Origin of the sequence: uncultured Stenotrophomonas sp. (assembly GCF_963519125.1) — a bacterium.
Classification (GTDB): domain Bacteria; phylum Pseudomonadota; class Gammaproteobacteria; order Xanthomonadales; family Xanthomonadaceae; genus Stenotrophomonas.
In genome coordinates this window covers 135,067-154,458 of sequence record NZ_CAUQLJ010000012.1, presented here as the reverse complement: position 1 = coordinate 154,458, position 19,392 = coordinate 135,067, and the positions used below count along the sequence as shown (strand labels likewise).

Genomic DNA, 19,392 nt, shown 5'->3' with positions numbered 1-19,392 from the left:
GTTCACGGCGTGTCTCGGAGCGGGGCTGCCCGGCGGCCGCCCCAGCACGTATGAACCGAAGCGCCGTCAGCGCGCTTTGCCTTGATTCGCCACGGCTTCAGCCGCCTTGCGCGCTGCTTCCGGGTCACCCAGGTAGCGGAACGACTGCACGGTAAGGTCGTCGTTGAGTTCGAACAGCAGCGGGATGCCGGTGGGAATGTTCAATTCCAGGATGGCTTCCTGCGAGACGTTGTTGAGGTACTTGTACAGCGCGCGCAGCGAATTGCCGTGCGCGGTGACCAGCACCGTCTTGCCGTCCTTCAGCTGCGGGGCGATCGCGTCGAACCAGTACGGCAACACGCGTTCCAGCGTAGTCGCCAGGGATTCGGTGCCCGGCAGCGCGTTGCGGTCCAGGCCGGCGTAGCGGCGGTCGTGGATCGGGTGGCCCGGATCTTCGCGGTCCATCGCCGGCGGCGGAATGTCGTACGAACGGCGCCAGATCTTGACCTGGTCCTCGCCGTGCTTGGCTGCGGTTTCAGCCTTGTCCAAGCCCTGCAGGCCGCCGTAGTGACGCTCGTTCAGGCGCCAGCTCTTGCTCACCGGCAGCCAGTCCTGGTCCAGCTCGGCCAGCGCGCCCTGCAGCGTGTGGATCGCGCGCTTGAGCACCGAGGTGTGCGCCACGTCGAACTGCAGGCCTTCTTCGCGCATCAGGCGACCGGCGGCGGCGGCTTCGCGGCGGCCCCGCTCGGTGAGTTCCACGTCCACCCAACCGGTGAAGCGGTTGTCCAGGTTCCACTGGCTCTGGCCGTGGCGCAACAGTACGAGTTTCCGGGTCACTGCGGTTTCTCCGAGGGGATGGCAAGGCAGGCGCTCATTGTAGCGGCGTTCCCCCGGCTCAGGCGTGCGGATGACCGTGGTGGCCCTGCGCATCGGCGCCATGGTCGTGGTCGTGGTCATGGCCCGCATGCCCGGCGTTCGCCGCCGGTGTGCCGCCGCCGCAGTCATCGCCGCAGTGGTCCGCTTCGATCTGCAGGGTCACGTGGTCGATCCCGAAGTCCTCGTGCAACGCGCTGCCGAGCCGGCGGCGCAGTGCGTCTGCATCCACGCCCTCTGCCATCACCACGTGCGCGGTCAGCGCCGGGGTGCTGGAGGCCAGCGCCCACACGTGCAGGTCGTGCACGTCCAGCACCCCCTCGTGCGCGCACAGCCGCGCGCGCACCGCGTCGACCTTAATGCCCTTGGGCACGCCTTCCAGCAGCACGTTGATCGCTTCGCGCATCAGCACCCAGGTGCGCGGCAGCACCCACAGGCCGATCAGCACCGCCAGGATCGGATCGATCGGCTTCCAGCCGGTCCAGCGGATCAGCAGCGCACCGATGATGACCGCCACCGAGCCAAGCATGTCGGCCCACACTTCGAGGTAGGCGCCCTTCACGTTGAGGCTCTCGCGGCTGCCGGCGCGCAGCAGTCGCATCGAGATCAGGTTGATCAGCAGCCCGATCGCAGCGATCACCAGCATGCCGGTGGACGCGATCTCCTGCGGCTGGCGGAACCGCGCCACCGCCTCCCACAGGATGTAGGCGGCCACCACGAACAGCATGCCGCCGTTGATCATCGCGCCCAGCGCTTCCAGTCGCGCATAGCCATAGGTGCGGCGCGCATCCGGCGGACGCCGGCTCAGCCGCACCGCGACCAGCGCGATCATCAGCGCCAGCGTATCGGTGGCCATGTGTGCGGCGTCGGACAGCAGCGCCAGGCTGTTGGTCCAGAACGCGCCCACCACCTCCACGACGAGGAAGGTGGTGGTGAGGCCCAGCGCCCACCACAGCGGTTTCTCGTGGCGGATCTCGCTTGGCAGGTGATCGTGGTCGTGGCCCATCGGAACAGCTCCTGTGCAATGGGCAAAGCCTACTGCGACCGGTGCGAAGGAGACTATTACGGTGTTTATAACATTGCAGTGGGGATCCTCTGCGCGGTCGAAACCACCGCAGCACAAGGGCTTGCGGGGCGCATCCCTCCATCGGGTGATTCGACAGGGCCGCCAGCGTCAAATAATATTGATTCTCAATTACCTGCCGTCATCTCGATTTTCCCGATGTCCCACGCACCGCCGCCCGCACCGCCTGCCGTTCCCCCTGCCCGCCGCAGCGCCACCCGCAAGGGCGGCGGCAATCGCGTGCTGTGGGCGCGCGGGCTGTTGGCCCTGCTCGGCGGCTATGCGGTGGCCGCGACCTGGGCGGCAGCACTGGCCCGGCTGCTGCCCGGCAGCCTGGCCGACGCCGCGCTGGCCGCGACCATGGCGTCGTTCGTGATCTACACCCTGGCCGCGATCTGGGCCTATGCCGCGCGCAGCACCACGCGCGCCACGGTGGGGCTGGCCGTGGCGGCGGCCCTGGGCCTGGGCCTGTCGCTGCTGTTGGCAAGGGGCGCGGCATGAGCCAGGGCTTCCGCCAGTCGCAGGCGGTGCTGCACACCTGGTCCGGGCTGGTCGTGGGCTGGGTCCTGTACCTGATCTTCATCGCCGGCACGGCCAGTTACTGGCGGGTGGAGCTGACCCGCTGGATGCAGCCGGAACTGACCCTGCCGGCCAGCGCCGAGGTCGCCCTCGACCAGGCCCAGGCGTTCCTGGCGCACACCGCACCGGATGCCAGCCGCTGGTCCATCGAGCTGCCCGGCAGCCGCAGCAACGCCACAGCCGTGCGCTGGCAGCCCAAGGATGCGCCGGAGCCCAGACGCGGCCAGCCCAATCCCTGGCAGGCCACGCTCGACGCCAGCGGCCAGCCGGCACAGGCGCGCGACACGCGTGGCGGCGACTTCTTCTACCGGCTGCATTTCGACCTGCACTACGTGCCGGTGATCTGGGCACGCTGGTTCGTGTGCTTCTGCACGATGTTCATGCTGGTGGCCATCGTCAGCGGCGTGATCACGCACAAGAAGATCTTCGCCGACTTCTTCACCCTGCGCCGCGGCAAGGGACAGCGCAGCTGGCTGGACGGACACAACGCGCTGGCCGTGCTGTCGCTGCCGTTCCACCTGATGATCACCTACACCGGCCTGATCACCTTGATGACGGTGTACATACCGTGGGCGGTGGACGCCAACTTCGGCGGGCGCGATGCATTCTTCGCCGAGCTGTTCCCGCGCGACGCGAAGGTCGAACCGAGCGGCCAGGCCGTAGTGCCGCCGGCGCTGGCGGCACTGCTGCCCGTCGCGGCGCGCCAGTGGGGCGACGGCCATACCGCTACGGTCGTGGTCGAGCAGCCCGGCGACGCGGCGATGCGCATCACCCTGCGCCGCGACAGTGGCGATCGCATCGCCGACAGCGGCGAACCGCTGCGCTTCGATGCACAGGGCATGCTGCTGGGTGAAGCGCCGCAGCGCTCGGCCACGGTGTACACGCGCGACGGCATGATCGGAATGCACGCCGGACGCTTCGCGCCGATTGCGATGCGCTGGTTGTTCTTCCTGTCCGGCGTAGCGGGCACCTTGATGGTGGCCAGCGGGCTGGTGCTGTGGACGGTGAAACGCCGCGAACAGCTGCCCGACCCTACCCGGCCACCGCGCGCGTTCCGCTTCGTCGAACGCATGAACATCGCGTTCGTGGCGGGGCTTCCAGTGGCGATGCTGGCGTTCCTGTGGGGCAACCGGCTGCTGCCGGTCGCGCTCGAGCAGCGCTCCAAGGCGGAAATCAGCGTGTTCTTCGCTGCCTGGGTGCTGTGCCTGGTGCATGCCACGCTGCGCCAGCCGCGCCGCGCCTGGGTCGAGCAGCTCATCGCGGCCGGCGTGCTGGCCGCGCTGCTGCCGGTGTTCAACATGGTCGCCTGGCACGGCGGCCTGTTCAGTGCCTTCGCCGCAGGCGACCTCGCAAAGGGTGGGCTGGACGTGGGCCTGCTGCTGATCGGTGCGGGCCTGCTCTGGACCGCGCGCCGCGTGCACCGCCACGTGCCGGCGCAGCGCCGCGTGCGCGTCCCGCGCGCGACCGCGACCGTGGCAACGGAGACCCACGCATGACCGTGCTCGCCCTGCTGCTGGCGCTGGCCGGCTTCGCCTGCCTGTCGCTGGCGATGGACCGCCACCATCGCGACGTGTTCGGCGCCCTGCCCATGGCGCGACGCCGCCAGCTGTTCCGCCTGGGCGGCTGGATGGCCCTGCTGGCCGCCGTGGCCTGCTGCATCGTCGGGTGGGGCGTGGCCTATGGCGTGATTGCCGGCTGCGGCATCTTCGCCGTGGGGGCCGCGCTGCCCCTGCTTTGGCTCAGCTACCGGACCGCGCCCACGGCGCGACCCACGCCACGCGCCCCTTCCAAGTCCTGATACCCGCTCCCACCGAGGCCTCCATGTCCCGATACCCCACCGCTGGCGCGCCGCGCCGGAACACGCTTGCGCTGTGCCTGGCGCTGGCCGCCGCAACCTCGCCGCAGGCGTTCGCACAAGCCCCCGTCACGCCCGATGGCGACACCCCGCGCACCACCGAGCTGGACAAGGTGATGGTCACCCAGCGCACCGAGGGCTACCAGGTGTACGGCACCAACACCGCCACCAAGTTGCCGCTGACCCTGCGTGAAACCCCGCAATCGCTGACCGTGTTCACCCGCCAGCGCATCGAGGACTTCAACCTCATCACCATTGCCGAAGTACTGCAGCAGACCCCGGGCGTGACCGTGCAGTCCTACGACAGCAATCGCACCCTGTTCACCGCGCGCGGCTTTGCGATCAACAACTTCATGTTCGACGGCGTGCCGACCAACTACACCACCGGTGCCGGCGGCAACTCGATCCTCAGCGACACCTCGATCTATGAGCGCATCGAGATCGTGCGCGGCGCCAGCGGCCTGGTGACCGGCTCGGGCAATCCGTCGGCCACGGTCAACATGGTGCGCAAGCGCCCCACCGACACCTTCCAGGCCAGCACCAGCCTCAGCGCCGGCTCGTGGGACTATCGGCGCGCCGAAGTAGATGTATCCGGTCCGCTGACCTCCGGTGGGCGCGTGCGCGGCCGCTTCGTCGGCGCCTACACCGACAAGGAAAGCTGGGTGCGCTTCCAGCACGACACCTCGCCCAGCCTGTACGGCGTGGTCGAGGCCGACCTGACCGACAGCACCCGCCTGCGCGCCGGTATCGACCATCTCGAGACGCAGTCCGACGGCGGTGCGTGGAGCGCTTCGCCGCTGTTCTTCCGCGACGGCAGCACGGCGAAGATGCCGCGCTCGTACAGCGCGGCGGCGCGCTGGAACCAATGGAACCGCGAAAGCACTAATTACTTCCTCACCCTGGAACAGCAGTTCGGCGCGGGCTGGAGTGGGCGACTGGCGTACAACCGCCGCAACACCGACACCGACAGCCTGTTGCTGGCCGGTTCCAACACCGGCAACTGGGCCGACCCGGTCACCGGCCTGGGCCTGCGCATTGCCGACACGTACTCGGTGTCGGAAACCCGCGAGGACGCGTTCGACCTGTACGCCTCCGGCCCGTTCCAGCTGTTCGGCCGTTCGCATGAGCTGGTCGCCGGCATCAACCACTACGACCGCGACCTGGACACCATCCGCGCCAGCATCACGTCGCGCCCTTACAACGTGGCCGCCTTCCCCAGCATCTTCAGCTGGGACGGCAACATCGGCAAACCGACCACGCTCAACTACGGCATCCCGTCGAGCACGGTCAATACCACCGAAACCGGCTACTACGCCGCCGTGCGCCTGAACCCGATGGACGACCTGAAGGTGATCGCCGGCGCGCGTTACTCCGACTACCGCACCACCACTGACAACTTCGACGTCAACGGCAACTTCACCGGCCGCAGCGCACGTACCACCGCGCACGAACCCACGCCCTACCTGGGCGCGATCTACGACATCAACGCCAACATCTCGGCGTTTGCGAGCTACTCGGACGTCTTCCAGGCCACCGCGCTGCGCGACATCAACAATCAGCTCCTCGACCCGGTGACCGGCGACAACTACGAATACGGCTTCAAGGGTGAGTTCTTCGGTGGCCGGCTGTACGGCTCGCTCAACGGCTTCTACATGAAGCAGGACAACGTGGCCACGCGCGATCCGGCCGGCGCCGACATCATCCTGCCCGACGGCAGTGTGCCGTACATCGCCAGCAAGGGCATCGAGACCAACGGTGGCGAGTTCGAGCTCTCCGGCTCGATCACCGACAACTGGAGCGTGACCGGAGGCTATACCTATGCCTACAGCACCAACCCGGATGGCAGCCGCTTCGCCAGCACCAGCCCGATGCACCTGGCGCGCTTCAACACCACCTACCGCCATGGCCGCTGGATGGTTGGTGGCGGATTCACGGTGCAGAGCGAGATCTACCAGCTGCAGCCGATCCCCACCGGCCGCTACACCGCCACCGGTGCGCCGATCACGGCCACCGGCAAGATGACCCAGGGCGGTTACATGCTGTTCGACCTGATGGGCCGTTACCGGATCAACGACAACGTGAGCGTCGGCGTCACCGTGACCAACCTGTTCGACAAGGTCTACTACCGCAACGTCGGCTTCTTCAACTCCGGCTACTGGGGCGAGCCGCGCCGGGTGCTGTTCAACCTGCGCGCGAACTTCTGATCGACCGCATCGCGCATCCCATTCTGACCCATCTGGCATACCCGCCGGCACCGCCGGCGGGTAGCATCGGGCAGGCGGCAGATGGCCGCCCGCCCTGCTGGAACGCCCCGATGCCGCAACGCCCCAGTTCCAACGCCGCCCGCCTTCTGCTGGCGGGCCTGCTCCTGATGCCGCTGCTGGGTGCCGCCCGCGAGGTCGCCGCCCCCGCAGAGCACGTGGACGCCGACGGCCCCTACGTGTTCACCACTGCCAAGGGCCACCAGGCGCAGTGGGTCTGCAGTGACCATGTGGTCCAGCGCGACCTGCCAGCGCGCGGCGACAGCACCGTGGTGCTGCCCGAATGCGGGTATCCGCATCCGCTGACCGTGTCAGGGCCGAAACACGCAACCAGCGCCCGCTACCCGGCCACGCCGCGCATCGTCGCCCTGTCGGACATCCACGGCCAGTACGGCCTGCTGGTCAAATTGCTGCGCGCCCACCATGTGATCGACAGCGACGACCGCTGGTCGCTGGGCAACGCCACCCTGGTGGTGGCCGGCGACGTGTTCGACCGTGGCCCGCAGGTCACCGAAGCATTCTGGCTGCTGTACAGCCTGCAGCAGCAGGCCGCGGCTGCAGGCGGCGCGGTGCACTTCGTGCTGGGCAACCACGAAACCATGGTGCTCTACGACGACCTGCGCTACGTCAACCCGAAGTACCTCAGGAGCGCGCAGCTGCTGGGTCGCAGCTACCCGGCCCTGTACGGTGCCGATTCGGTGATCGGCCAGTGGCTGCGCACCCGCCCGGTGCTGCTGCAGATCGGCGACACCCTGTTCCTGCACGGCGGCATCGCGCCGGACAACCTGGACCTGGTGCGCAACCTCGACGCCACCAACACGCTGTACCAGGCCTCGGTCGGCCTGCCCAAGGAACAGGTGAAAGCAGCACCGGATACCGCCCGCCTGTTCGACGGCAAGACCAGCCCGATCTGGTACCGCGGCTACTTCGACGGCCGCATGGATACCGCCCAGGTCGACGCGCTGCTCAAGCAGCTGGACCTCAAGCGCATCGTGGTCGGGCACACGTCGATGCCGCACGTCAGCAGCTTCCACGACGGGCGCATCATCGCCATCGACAGCAGCATCAAGAACGGTGAGAACGGCGAACTGCTGTTCATCGAAGCGGGCAAGGTGACGCGTGGCCTGCTCGATGGCTCGCGGGTGCCGCTGGCGGAAGGACGGATGGGCGAAAGCGATTGAAGCGGGGCGTTACGCCCCCTGCTCCGCCGCTACCAGCGGGCGCACCCGTGCCGGACGGCTCGGGAACGCATGGCGCAGGATGCGCCACATCACCTGGCCGAACTGCTTCGGCAGCGAACCGGTGTTGTAGTGCTGGCCGTAGCGCGTGCAGATCTCGCGCACTTCAACGGCAATGGCCGCATAGCGGTTGGCCGGCACGTCCGGGAAGAAATGATGCTCGATCTGGTGGCTGAGGTTGCCGGTCATCAGGTTCATCACCTTGCCGCCGGCGATGTTCGACGAACCGCGCAGCTGGCGCAGGTACCAGTGGCCACGGCGCTCATCGCGCACGCATTCCTTCGGGAAGGTTTCCGCGTCGGCAGTGAAATGCCCGCAGAAGATCACCACGTAGGTCCACACGTTGCGGATCATGTTGGCCACCACGTTCCCCAGCAGTACCGGCAGGAAGAACGGGCCGGCCAGTGCCGGGAACAGCAGGTAGTCCTTGAACATCTGCCGGCCCATCTTGCGGCCGACCGGGCGCGCCTGCGCCAGCAGCTGGCGGAAGGTGATCTTGCCGGCGAACCAGCGGCCCAGACGCAGATCCTGTATGGCAATGCCCCATTCGAACAGCAGCGCGAAGACTACCGCCACCACCGGCTGGGTCAGGTAGAACGGGCGCCAGCGCTGCTCGGGGAAGATCCGCAGCAGGCCGTAGCCGATGTCGTCGTCCAGCCCGCGCACGTTGGTATAGGTGTGATGGCGGAAGTTGTGGGTCTTGCGCCAGTTGTCGGCAGTGCCGACGATGTCCCATTCGTAGGTGCTGCCCTGCAGCTGCGGGTCCCCCATCCAGTCGTACTGTCCATGGATGACGTTGTGCGCCAGCTCCATGTTCTCCAGGATCTTGGACAGCGCAAGCAGCACCACGCCGGCAATCCAGGCCGGGATCAGCACGCTGTGGACGAACGCACCGAGGAACAGCAGCGCACGGCCGGCCACGCCGGTCCAGCGGACACCGGCCACCACGCGGCGGATGTAGCGCGCGTCGGCCGCACCCAGCGTCTCCAGGTGGCGCGCACGCAGGGCGTCGAGTTCAGAGCCGAAGGCATCGAGTTCGGCAGCGGACAACACACGGTTCTGCACGGCAGACATGCTCAGAGCTCCAGGATCAGGTTGGTGCTGGCGCTGTTCACGCACAGCTTCACTTGCGTGGCCGGTTCGGCCGCGTATTCACCGGTCAGGGTGTGGCGGGTCACGCCACTGGCCTTGCCGCACACGCAGGTATTGCAGATACCCATGCGGCAGCCGCTGGCCGGGCGCAGCCCTTCGGCTTCCAGTGCCTGCAGCAGGGAGGTGCCACGCGGAAGTTCCAGGGTGCGGCCGCTGCGGCGCAGTTCCACCTGCACCGTCCCGGTTTCCACATCCGGCAGCACCGGCGGGGTGAAGGCTTCGGACTGCAGCGTGGCCACCTGGCCGCGCAAACGCGCCTGCGCCGCTTCGACGAATCCACCCGGGCCGCAGGTCATCACGTTCGCAGTGGACAGATCGCCCAGCGCGCTGAAATCGTAGTCGCCCACCCGCGCGGCCGGGGCCGCAGGGTCGCGGGTCAGCGCCAGGTGCAGGCGCAACCCCGGGTGGCGCGCGGCGATGGCGGCCAACTCCTCGCCGAAGCACAGCGCATCGCGTTGCTGCGCCCAGTACACCAGGTCGACCTGCACCGGCATGCCTGCAGCGTCAAGCTGGCGCAGCAGCGCGCGCATCGGGGTGATGCCGCTGCCGGCAGCCAGCAGCAGCATGCGCGCGGCGGGACGGGCCGGCAGAATCATCTCGCCAAAGGCCTCGCCGAGCTCGAACACCTCTCCCACCTGCGCTGACTGCGCCAGGTGCCGGCTGACCTTGCCGCCCGCCACGGTCTTGACCGTGATCGCCAGGGTGCCGTCTTCCAGCACGGTCGGGCTGTAGCTGCGGCTCAGCCGACGGCCGTCCACCTCCACGCCAAGGGTGACGTGCTGCCCGGCGGCCACGCCACGGAAGTGCCGGTTCGGGCGCAGCACCAGGGTGACCGCATCGGCGCTGGCCGGGTGGCGGGCCACCAGCCGGGCGCGCGCACGGCGCTGGGTCCAGAGCGGGTTCACCCGGCCCGCCCAGAAATCGAACAGCTCCTCGGACACCCAGTGACGGGGCGAGAAGGACGAACGGCGGGCAGCAGGACGAGGGAGTGCGCTCATGGAGCACACTATACGGGCGAGCATACAGGTGTGTATACAGTTGTATATTGCCCAGACCGGCTATGATTCAGGGACTTGACCGTCTGGCCCTTGGATGACCCCGCCCGATTCGCACCTGAACGTCCAAGACGACGCCCTGCCGGGCCGCAAAGCCTCGATTTCACGCGAGGATCTGCTGGCTGCCGCGCTCGCGCTGATCGGCCCGCATCGCAGCGTGTCGACGTTGAGCCTGCGCGAGGTAGCCCGCGAAGCCGGGATCGCGCCGAACTCGTTCTACCGCCAGTTCCGCGACATGGACGAGCTGACGGTGGCGCTGATCGACCTGGCCGGCCGTTCGCTGCGCACCATCATCGGCGAGTCGCGGCAGCGCGCGGCATCGTCGGACCGCAGCGTGATCCGCCTTTCGGTGGAAACCTTCTTCGAACAGCTGCGCGCCGACGACCGCCTGCTGCACGTACTGCTGCGAGAAGGCAGCGCCGGCTCGGACGCGTTCAAGCAGGCGGTGGAGCGCGAACTGAACTACTTCGAAGAAGAGCTGTGCGTGGACCTGATCCGCCTCGCGCATGCAGACAACGGTGCACTGCTGTATCAACCGCATCTGGTGGCCAAGGCCATCACCCGTCTGGTGTTCGCGATGGGCGGCACCGCGCTGGACCAGCCGCCCGAGCGTGACCCGGAGATGATCGAACAGACCGCGCAGATGCTGCGCATGATCATTACCGGCGCACGTACGATTGCAGGTTTCCCGCCGACCCGATAAAGAAAAGGGCCGACACATGGTCAGCCCTCTCTTTTCATAGGATGCCCAGTAATCGCGCTGGCATCAACGGCGATAGCACTGGCGCTCCACCACGCGGTCGCCGCTCTTGTTCTGGTGGTTGCCCTGGATCTGACGACCGGCCGCGCCGCCAGCGACGGCACCTGCAACGGTGGCGATCTTCTTGCCGCTACCGCCACCAACTTGGTTGCCGAGCAGACCACCTACCACCGCGCCGGTCGCGGTCCCGGCAATGCGGTTCGGATCCTTGCTGTTGCGCTGCACTTCGACATTCTTGCAGACCACCTTGGTGCCGTCGTTGAAGCGGCGCCCTTCGTCCTTCGGCCCGTAGGTCTGGGCGCTGGCACTGAATACCGAGGCCATCAGGGCGGCTGCACACAGCACGTTCCGGGTTGAGAGATTCATGGGTGTCTCCTCGCTTCATGACGTATGGCCAGTGTCGGCGTGCGGCTGGGAATCCCCCGTGAAAACCCGTCGATGCCGCGTCAAGGCCATTCGACCCGTTCAGGCAACAGCCGGTGGAGCATGCGCGGCATGCCGCTCAGTGTTTTGCCAACGTGTACTTCTTCTCGCCGGCAAGCACCGCCAGCCGTTCGCGCTGACCATTGCCGTCCTGCCACGCGAGTCGATTCTCCGGCGGCGGCAGCGGGCACGTCGCGTAATCGGTGTAGGCGCAGGGCGGGTTGTAGGCGCGATTGAAGTCCACGGAGACCGTGCCATCCGCCGCAACCGGATCGGTATGCAGGTAGCGCCCTACTCCGTACGTCAGTCGGCCGGTGGTCTGGTCCTGGAACATCAGGTTCAAGCCCTTTGCCGGATCCCCCAGCGCTTCCAGCCGCCACTCGCGTCCGTCCTTCTCGAATGTCACATAGCCCGGATTGGGCGTATCGGTCACCGTGCCGATCACGCTCGCGATGGGCAGCGTCCTCCCGGCCGGGTGCGGCACGAACTGCGCCTGTACCCGCCAGTCCGGGTCCGCCGGGAAGAAGTCCAGGTCATGGAACGCCAATCGTGCCGGCGCGTCCGCATGGCGCACCCGCAGCGCCAGCCGCTGGCCGCGCTTGATCGCGGTGATCTGGCCCTTGCCCCCGTCATAGGCCAGCTTGGTTCCTCCCCCCGCGCCTTCCGGGTTCACCTTCACCTCGCTGTGCAACGGCTTGCCATCGGCCGTGATCGGCACGCCATCGGCCGGTGCGAAGTACAGTCCATCGGCGCGCTGTTCCACCTGGCCCAGCCGATCCGGCGCGATCGCCAGGTGGATGGCATTCTCCGCGCCGCCGCCCACGCTGTGCGTGCCGGGTTCGATCCAATGCAGCCCGATCAGGCTGATCCAGCCATCGGGCTTGCCCAGATCGGCGGCACGCTCCCGTACCCACGCGGCGTGCTCGCGCTGGAACGCCTGCGCCACCGGCGCAACAGCGGGCTTATCGACTGCCACCGTCTCCTGCTGGCTGCAGGCCGTTGCGAACAGGCTCACCACGAACAAACAGGCACGTGCGTGCGTCTTCATGTCGTTCACCAGTTTTTGGAAATGCCGAGGTAGAGGTAACGCCCATAGGTTTCGTGCAGCGCGCTCAGGTAGTTGCCGGAAGCATTGAGCGGTGGTTCCTTGTCGAACAGGTTTCTTGCGCCCACTTCCACTGCCGCGCCCGCGAGCGCGCCCTGGGTGAACTCCTTCTTCACCGAGAGCGTCCAGCGCTGGGTGGAACCCACCACGAACGGTGTGCGGTCCGCATAGGCGCCGGCGGTCACGCTGTCGATGTAGTCGTCACGCAGCCGCACGGTCCAGTCCTGCAGGTTCCAGATCAGCGTCGCGCTGGCCCGCCATTCCGGTTTGGCGCCATTGATGCCGACTTCGTTGGCCGCACCCAGGTCCGGTGCGATGATGTTCAGCTGCCCGCTCGCGATCGCCGCCGCCACCTGCTGCACCTCGGCAGGCTTCTCCTGCGTGTACTCCTTGAGCTGGCTGGCACTGAGCAGGAACGCGAAGTTGCCCCACGCGGTCCCGGCCAGGCGCCAGGTGAAGTTGTAGTCCACGCCCGAGGCCGTCAGCGGGTTGCGATTCTGGTAGCGGTTGTAGACATGCGTCACCACGCCGGCCGGTGCAAGGCCCGATCCTGCGAACTGCGCTTCATCTTCCGCTGTCACCGCGGCACGCACCACGTTCGGATTCCTGCTGCCTTCCACTACGCGCAGGTACGCGTCGTAGAGCAGCTCATCACCAAGGGTGCTGATCGGATTTTCAACCTCGACCCGCCACGCGTCCACGCTCAGGCTGAACGTGCCGAAGCGCTCCGGCAGGAACCGGGGTTCGAACACCGCGCCCCACGACGACTGCTTCGTGGTTTCCGGTTTGACGTCCTCACCATACGAGGTCACCGCGCTCACCGACGGCTTCACCACCGAGCCGCTGCTGAAGGCGTTCAAGCACGCGCTGTAGTCGGGCTGCGCGCCCTTGGCGATCAGTGCGTGGCAGCGGATGGCATCGTTGTTGAACCCGAATCCGTAGGTCGGTGGCGAATTCACCAGCTCCAGCCCCGGTGCGCGGAATCCACCACTCACCGAGCCGCGCAACAGCACGCTGTCGTTCACCTTCCAGGCGGCTGCCAGTTTCGGCTTGGCGACCTGGCCGGCATCGCTGTAGTCCTCCCAGCGCCCGGCCAGCTGCAGGTCCAGCGACTGCACGAACGGCACGTTCTGCGCAGGCGAAACCAGCGGTACCGCGAACTCGATCAGCGCCGATTTGACGTTGCGGCTGCCGTGGACATCCGGGCGCGGGCTGTGGGTGAAGAAGTTGCTGCGCGCGACCGTGCCGGTGTACCAGTCCGTATAGGGATTGCTGCCGTCGATGTTGTCGTCACGGTCATCGGTGCGGCTTTCATACCGGTACTCCACCCCCGCCGCCATGCCGATGTCGCCGGCATACCAGCTCAACAGGTCGGAGCGGTTGATCTTGAAATCCCACAGCGCCAGTTCGGCCGTGCCTTCACGGGTGGCCTCGCCGATGAACAATGAGGTGTCGTAAGGCGTGGCGTCCCCTACCCGGATGCTGGCCGGGTCGCCGCCGCTGAACGGATTGTAGGCACTGGCATCGGTGCGGTTCACCGCTTCGATGAAGGCGTCGGTCAGTCCGCCCAGTTGGGTATCGGTGCTGCGCGCACGCGAGTACAACAACGCGCTTTCCCAGTTCCAGCCGCCCTCGGTCCAGCCGCGGACGCCGAGCAGCAGCCGCGACTGGTCGTTGTCCACCTTGACGCGGCGGATGCCGGAGTCTGCAAACTGATAGTTGAGCAGCCGGATCGCATCGGCGCCGCGCAGCGACTGCGGCACCCAATAGGCATCCGGGCGGATGTGCAGGAGGAAGCCATCCCCGCCAAACCCCGACTCGCTGCTTACCCAGGACTCGGAGCTGGCGCGGTAATAGGCCAGCTCGCCGAACAGCTGCACGCTGTCCGTCAGGTCGTAGCGACCGGTGGCAAACACGTTGCCCTTGCGGATCGCCGGTGCCGAGGTGATGCCCGGCTCGGCCGCCGAATCGTAGTGGTAACGCGTCGGCACCGAGCCGCTGGTCAAGGCGCCGGTGGTCGGGTTGACGTACCAGCTGCCGGTACGGCGCCCGCCCGAATAGGTTTCGAAATGGCCCCATGGGGTTCGGGTGCTGAATCCGGTGGTGCCGTTCGGGTCCGGCACGCTGGTGCCGTCGCCCAGCGGACGGCGGCCGTCGGTAGCGGTGAACCAGGCGTCGGAGTTCAGCTGGGCGGTGCGCTTGGAGAAGCCGTACAGCACCGACAGGTTGCCGCGCCCTCCGGCAAAGTCGCTGCCGAAGTACCCTTCCAGCGACACGTCTTCGCGGTGGCCGTCGGTCACCTTGCCGTAGTTGAGTTTGATCCCACCGCCGTCGGCCAGGTTGCTCGGCATCACCAGGTCGACCACGCCTGCGATGGCGTCGGACCCGTAGATGGAGGACGCGCCGTCCAGCAGCAGGTTGACCCGTTCCAAGCCGAACACCGGGATCGCATTCGCGTTGTAGGTAGTGTCGTCGCCGCTGTTGCTGATCGGGTGCTGCACGGTGCGGCGCCCGTTGACCAGCAACAGCGTGTACTTGGAGCCCAGGTTGCGCAGATTCACCGAGCCGACATCGCCGCGCGCCACATTGGAATTGCGACCTGCGTTGGTGGTGCCCTTCTCGGTGATGGCCACATCGCCGAACTGCGGCAGGCTGCGGAACAGCTCGTTGCCGTTGGTCGCTGCCGTGGCGTCGATCTGCTCACGGTCCACCGCGACCACCGGCAGCGCCGCCTGCGCGCCGCCCCCGGCGATCTGCGAGCCAAGCACCGAGACCTTGTCCAGCAACCGGGCGTTTCCACTCTGCGCCTGCGAGGCCGCCGCAGTGCTTTCCTCGGCAGGCTCGGCGGCCTCCCCTACCGGCGCCAGCAGCGTGCACAGGGCCAGCGCCAGGTGGCTGCGACGCCAAGGCAGGCCACGGGCGGCGCGGCGGCCGAATGCACTCTCAGCGCGCGGCTTCTGCATACGCGCCTCGCACGATGCTGCCTTCCAGCTTCTGCTCGTCCTTGACCAGGTTGTACAGCGGGCAGGTGGCTTCGACCGACTGGCGCAGCGCGTCGATCTCCTGCTCCGAGGCCGGCGATTCGATCCGCACTTTGTAACGGATGCCGCTGTAGCGGGCCGGCAAAGTTACGTTGCTGCCAAAGCGCGGACTCACCTGGCCATCGACGGTGAGTTCGAGCGAATCCAGCAGCACGTTCCGCGACGCGGCCTGCACCTCGAATATGTGGGTCAGGCAGGTACCGGTCACGCCAAGCAGGTGTTCCTCAACCGTCGGGGCCAGTCCATAGCCCAGCAGCTCGGGCGCGCTGTCGTGCAGCTGCTGGTGGTAGCCGTCCTTGCCCAGGAACACCTGGCGCAGGCCGGTGTGCGGCTCGACGTGGGCGCGCGCCACCAGTGGCTCCGGGCCGGCGGGCTTGGCCTTCCCTGGGGTCGGCTTCACCTGACGGGCAAGCACCGCCGGACGCTTTTCCTCGGTGATGAAATCGCGCAGGCCCGGCGGCAGTTTCGGGTCGCGGGTGGCGGCACTGTGGATGTACTCCACCTCGGCATGGCTGACCTGTTGTGGGCGGGTGACCAGGTCGATGGCCGAGGACTTCTCATGGACGGCACGCTTGAGCGCCTGCAGCTGTGCGTCGGTCGCCGGCGAATCGATGTAGGCCACGTAAGACAGGTTGTTGGGGTACGCCAGGGTCTCGCTCTTGCGTTCTGGAATGCTGGTGAACACCACGTCCAGCCCATCCAGCGGCACGCTCTGCGCCGCCGCCTGCACGATGTACTCGTCGGCCACGGCGCTGGCCAGCGTGCCCACCAGCGAGTCCCAGGAACCGGCGCCGAGGTTGTAGCCGGCGTAGTCGCGGCCGCTGTCGCTGATGTACTGGAATTCCCCGGTCGGCCCGATACGCAGGCGGCGCACGCCCGAACGGCTTTCGGCGGTGACCTTTGCGTGGATGGCGGTGGGCGTGGCCGGCTTGGACGACTGTGCCTGGATGGCATCGTGCTTGGCGGCCAGGTAGGCCCGCAGTGGCGAGGCGGCATCTTCAGCGGAAACCACCTGCGGGGCAGCCAACAACAGCATTGCAGTCAGTGCGGTGGCACCGATGACCTTGAGCGGCGACATGGAGCGGGCGATGGACATGGGCGAACGGCCTCCGAGGCGGATCGTGAACGGAAGCCCACTCTTCCATGCCGCATCGCCGCAGTTAAATAACCGTTGGCGATTCCCATATATGTTTGTAGCGGCCCGGGCAGCCGCCCCATAGTTGCCAACATCCTTCGGCACAGCGCCAACCATGCGCAGCAACCGAGAGCAGATGTCGCAATCGGGTATCGCCCCCTGCTACGTCGTGCAGCAGACTAGTTGCCAATGGAACGTCCTCCGCGCGCTGCTGCCGGCAGCGCTCGCGCCTCTGAAATGATCGGGCCGACTATCAAGGACTATCGAACGAACCATGGACAACTTGTTTTCACAGGCAACGCCGCTCCTCATGTTTCTATTGCCAGGATTTCTCTCAGCCTGGATCTTCTACGGACTTACCTCTCACCCCAAGCCCAGCCAGTTTGAACGCACGGTTGAAGCGCTCGTGTTTACCTTCGTAGTCCAAGGCATCACGGTTCTAGTCAAAGTGGCACTTCTCGCTTGCGGAAGAGTTTGGAGCACGGGCCTTTGGACCAACGAGAGCCAAACGGCATGGTCAATCGCGGTCGCCGCTGCTCTGGGAATTACGGTCGCAGCCGCCGTCAACAAAGACACGTTCCATTCATGGTTAAGGAGCCGCGGGTTTACTTCTCGCACCTCACACCCAAGCGAGTGGTTCTGTGTCTTAGATTCAAATCCCGCGTACATAGTCCTGCAGCTGCAAGACGGCAGACGCCTTACTGGCTGGCCAAAAGAATGGCCTACGAGTCCCGCCACTGGTCAGTTTTACATACAGCAGCCCGCCTGGATCGACGACGCAGGAGACGTTGTAGACCTCGCCAAGCTTGATGGCATAATCATCCATGCGACCGACGTACGTTGGGTCGAGGTATTCCCCAAGGAGTGAACCGAAGATGACAAATCTGCGAAAGGGGTCTAACCCGCCTCCCCCTGGGAGACAGCATGTTTTTGACAATGCCAACTCCCCTGCCCGGGGTGGTCGTCCTGCTCCGCCGCCGAACCCGCCGCCACCGCCGAAGAAGCCTTAGCGCGGCACCGATTAAAGCCCCCACGCAGGGGCTTTTTCGTATCCTTGTATTTTGCAGCTAACCGACACCGAGTCGTGCCCGGCCTGCGGTGGTCTGGATTGGAAGCCTCAGGAAGCACTTCGTTGTCCCCACTCCGATGGACAGGACCGAATGACAAACCCGGATCCAAAGGTGCTGGTTCTCGAGGGCGGCGCCGTACACGACATCCCCAGCTTCTACGCGGAGATCAACCGACTCTTCATGGCCGACGAGGACTGGCAGCTCGGGCACAGCCTGGATGCGCTGGATGACATGCTCTACGGCGGCTACGGGGTGTTGGCCGGACACGCAGGCGCGACGTTGATCTGGAAAGACATCGAGCAAAGCCGCAATGCGCTCGGTGTGGAGACCACCCGTGCCTGGCTTCAGGCCAAGCTCGATGGAAACGACGGGTTCAACAGAACCCTCATCGCTCGCCAGTTGGAGGCGCTCGACGCCGGCGAGGGAGAGACCTACTTCCGGATCGTCATGGACATCTTCGCCGCCCATCCCCGCATCACCGTCTTGGCTGGCTGACTCGCGACGCGGTGGATCAGCTCCGGGCCCAGCCACGCAGGGCGTGGCTCTACAATAGGGGGACCAGCCCGACCCCCGATGGACCCCGCGTGACCCAGAAGCCCGCCGAACACACCCCGCTGATGAAGCATCATTAGCGTCTGTTCATTTTCGAGCGCGAAAGCCTTGCTGGGCAAGGCCCGGACAGCCAGGCCAATACTCTGACCTGACCGCCGCAACACTATCGCAACAACTCTTCCCTCTTACTTACGCGCTGTGCGGCCACCCGTCATCCCCAGGCCCAGTCACCGGCATCCGCCTTGACCGCCCAATGCCACGCGCCTTCTGCCCCTGTCACGCGATCGGCAATCGGTTTGACTTCTTGCCCTTGTGTGTGCTATGGCTTGCAACGGGGCAGGGTTTCTTACTCTTTTTCCCTGCCTCATTAAGCCCCCGAGCTGCAGGCCTCCTCCCCCGGTCGTTCGGGGGCTTTTTTTAGCTCGCTTGCGCTTTCCTGAAAATCCACTACCCCTGAAAGCATCTATCTACCTTTCTGGGAGGAAAGCATGCAACCGCGCTTTACCATCGCCGTCGTTCTGGCTTGCCTGACACTGGCTGGGTGTTCGACCGTTCAACCCAAACCCAAGCCCAGCAGCCCCTGGGTTTTCCAAACCCCGAAGCCGCACGGCGCCATTTACCGATTCTTCCATCCGAAAAACGAACGGATGTGGAAGGGGGTTTCCCCAGCGCTGCGGGAAAAGGTGGAAGCCGTCCAGGCCCAGCTGGCCGCGGAAGGGTTTGATGTGCGGCCCGTGGAAGGGTATCGAAGCCCCGAGCGCCAGGCGGCCCTGCTTGCCTCCGGGTCTGGCGTGACCAGCGTTGGGGCATTCTCCAGCTGCCACAACTTCGGACTGGCCTTGGATGCCGCCGTGTTCATCAATGGGGAGCCCAGCTGGAACTTGGACGATGCCCATGTGATGGCCGGCTATCAACGCTTTGGGGAGCTGGCGGAGATCGTGGGGCTGAACTGGGGCGGCCGATGGACCAGCCCGAAAGACTATCCGCACGTCGAGCTGAAAGCCGAGTGCGGCCAAGCCAAGTGGGCCTACCGGCAGGGGCGCAAGCCGGGCGCGTTTCCTTCGGTGACCGGGGAGCCCTCTTCGGAAGTGCTGGCCCGTGCGCTGGCACCGGCTTGGTGCCCTGCGGGGATGGAAACGGCGTGCTTGGCCTGGGGCAATGAAAACCGGATGGCCTGGAACTGGTTCGCGCCGGCACGGGTTTGCTTTGCGACCTTTCCTAACACCTTGAAAAAGATCGGATGATCACCTT

The 19,392-nt window shown here is 66.3% G+C and carries 17 protein-coding genes; 9 read left to right on the top strand and 8 right to left on the bottom strand.

All coding sequences use genetic code 11. The features are described from left to right. Positions 1-66: 66 nt before the first annotated feature. Together gpmA and RYM47_RS12455 are read right to left on the bottom strand one after the other, a co-directional pair. Positions 67-816 carry a 2,3-diphosphoglycerate-dependent phosphoglycerate mutase gene (gpmA, locus tag RYM47_RS12460; protein ID WP_315388280.1) on the bottom strand — a complete coding sequence of 250 codons (750 nt, stop codon included), beginning with the start codon at positions 814-816 and terminating at the stop codon, positions 67-69. 58 nt (positions 817-874) lie between these two features. Continuing rightward, positions 875-1,858 carry a cation diffusion facilitator family transporter gene (locus tag RYM47_RS12455; protein WP_315388278.1) on the bottom strand — a complete coding sequence of 328 codons (984 nt, stop codon included), beginning with the start codon at positions 1,856-1,858 and terminating at the stop codon, positions 875-877. Positions 1,859-2,074: 216 nt separating this feature from the next. Between RYM47_RS12455 and RYM47_RS12450 the strand changes: the two genes are divergently transcribed. The 5 genes from RYM47_RS12450 to RYM47_RS12430 all read left to right on the top strand — a co-directional run bounded on the left by RYM47_RS12450 (position 2,075) and on the right by RYM47_RS12430 (position 7,791). Further along, the gene (locus tag RYM47_RS12450) at positions 2,075-2,416 is read left to right on the top strand and encodes a DUF3649 domain-containing protein (protein WP_315388277.1); all 342 of its coding nucleotides are present in this window, start codon (positions 2,075-2,077) and stop codon (positions 2,414-2,416) included. Continuing rightward, entirely contained in the window at positions 2,413-3,990 is a 1,578-nt protein-coding gene (locus tag RYM47_RS12445; RefSeq protein WP_315388275.1) for a PepSY-associated TM helix domain-containing protein, read from the top strand. The genes RYM47_RS12450 and RYM47_RS12445 overlap by 4 nt, the downstream gene beginning before the upstream one ends. Then, positions 3,987-4,292, top strand: coding sequence for a DUF3325 domain-containing protein (locus RYM47_RS12440; RefSeq protein ID WP_315388273.1), 306 nt, complete (start codon positions 3,987-3,989; stop codon positions 4,290-4,292). The genes RYM47_RS12445 and RYM47_RS12440 overlap by 4 nt, the downstream gene beginning before the upstream one ends. Before the next feature lie 23 nt (positions 4,293-4,315). Next, positions 4,316-6,553, top strand: a complete 2,238-nt coding sequence (locus RYM47_RS12435) for a TonB-dependent siderophore receptor (RefSeq protein WP_315388272.1) — start codon at positions 4,316-4,318, stop codon at positions 6,551-6,553. A gap of 167 nt (positions 6,554-6,720) precedes the next feature. Further along, positions 6,721-7,791, top strand: coding sequence for a metallophosphoesterase (locus RYM47_RS12430; RefSeq protein WP_315388292.1), 1,071 nt, complete (start codon positions 6,721-6,723; stop codon positions 7,789-7,791). 9 nt (positions 7,792-7,800) lie between these two features. On the opposite strand, the gene RYM47_RS12425 is transcribed toward RYM47_RS12430, so the two are convergent. After that, a complete protein-coding gene (locus RYM47_RS12425) occupies positions 7,801-8,922 on the bottom strand; it encodes an acyl-CoA desaturase (RefSeq protein ID WP_315388271.1) in 1,122 nt (373 codons plus the stop codon). Between the two features lie 2 nt (positions 8,923-8,924). Beyond that, a complete protein-coding gene (locus RYM47_RS12420) occupies positions 8,925-9,998 on the bottom strand; it encodes a ferredoxin reductase (protein WP_315388270.1) in 1,074 nt (357 codons plus the stop codon). A 94-nt stretch (positions 9,999-10,092) separates the two neighbouring features. Between RYM47_RS12420 and fabR the strand changes: the two genes are divergently transcribed. Further along, the gene (gene fabR / locus RYM47_RS12415; RefSeq protein ID WP_315388268.1) at positions 10,093-10,758 is read left to right on the top strand and encodes an HTH-type transcriptional repressor FabR; all 666 of its coding nucleotides are present in this window, start codon (positions 10,093-10,095) and stop codon (positions 10,756-10,758) included. A gap of 63 nt (positions 10,759-10,821) precedes the next feature. On the opposite strand, the gene RYM47_RS12410 is transcribed toward fabR, so the two are convergent. From RYM47_RS12410 to RYM47_RS12395, 4 genes are all read right to left on the bottom strand, one after another. Then, entirely contained in the window at positions 10,822-11,139 is a 318-nt protein-coding gene (locus RYM47_RS12410) for a glycine zipper 2TM domain-containing protein (protein WP_313343771.1), read from the bottom strand. Positions 11,140-11,317: 178 nt separating this feature from the next. Continuing rightward, a complete protein-coding gene (locus RYM47_RS12405) occupies positions 11,318-12,286 on the bottom strand; it encodes a DUF1684 domain-containing protein (protein WP_315388266.1) in 969 nt (322 codons plus the stop codon). Positions 12,287-12,291: 5 nt separating this feature from the next. Further along, positions 12,292-15,306: a TonB-dependent receptor gene (locus RYM47_RS12400; protein ID WP_315388264.1), complete on the bottom strand. Its 3,015-nt coding sequence runs from the start codon at positions 15,304-15,306 to the stop codon at positions 12,292-12,294. After that, positions 15,287-16,480: an OsmC family protein gene (locus RYM47_RS12395; protein ID WP_315388263.1), complete on the bottom strand. Its 1,194-nt coding sequence runs from the start codon at positions 16,478-16,480 to the stop codon at positions 15,287-15,289. The genes RYM47_RS12400 and RYM47_RS12395 overlap by 20 nt, the downstream gene beginning before the upstream one ends. Before the next feature lie 313 nt (positions 16,481-16,793). Here RYM47_RS12395 and RYM47_RS12390 point away from each other — a divergent pair, with 313 nt between their 5' ends. The 3 genes from RYM47_RS12390 (at position 16,794) to RYM47_RS12380 (ending at position 19,385) form a co-directional block, all read left to right on the top strand. After that, positions 16,794-17,387: a DUF6338 family protein gene (locus RYM47_RS12390; protein WP_315388261.1), complete on the top strand. Its 594-nt coding sequence runs from the start codon at positions 16,794-16,796 to the stop codon at positions 17,385-17,387. 292 nt (positions 17,388-17,679) lie between these two features. After that, complete coding sequence (locus RYM47_RS12385; protein WP_315388260.1) at positions 17,680-18,084, top strand: barstar family protein; 405 nt, start codon at positions 17,680-17,682, stop codon at positions 18,082-18,084. Between the two features lie 545 nt (positions 18,085-18,629). After that, positions 18,630-19,385 carry a M15 family metallopeptidase gene (locus RYM47_RS12380; protein ID WP_053091888.1) on the top strand — a complete coding sequence of 252 codons (756 nt, stop codon included), beginning with the start codon at positions 18,630-18,632 and terminating at the stop codon, positions 19,383-19,385. Positions 19,386-19,392: the final 7 nt, after the last annotated feature.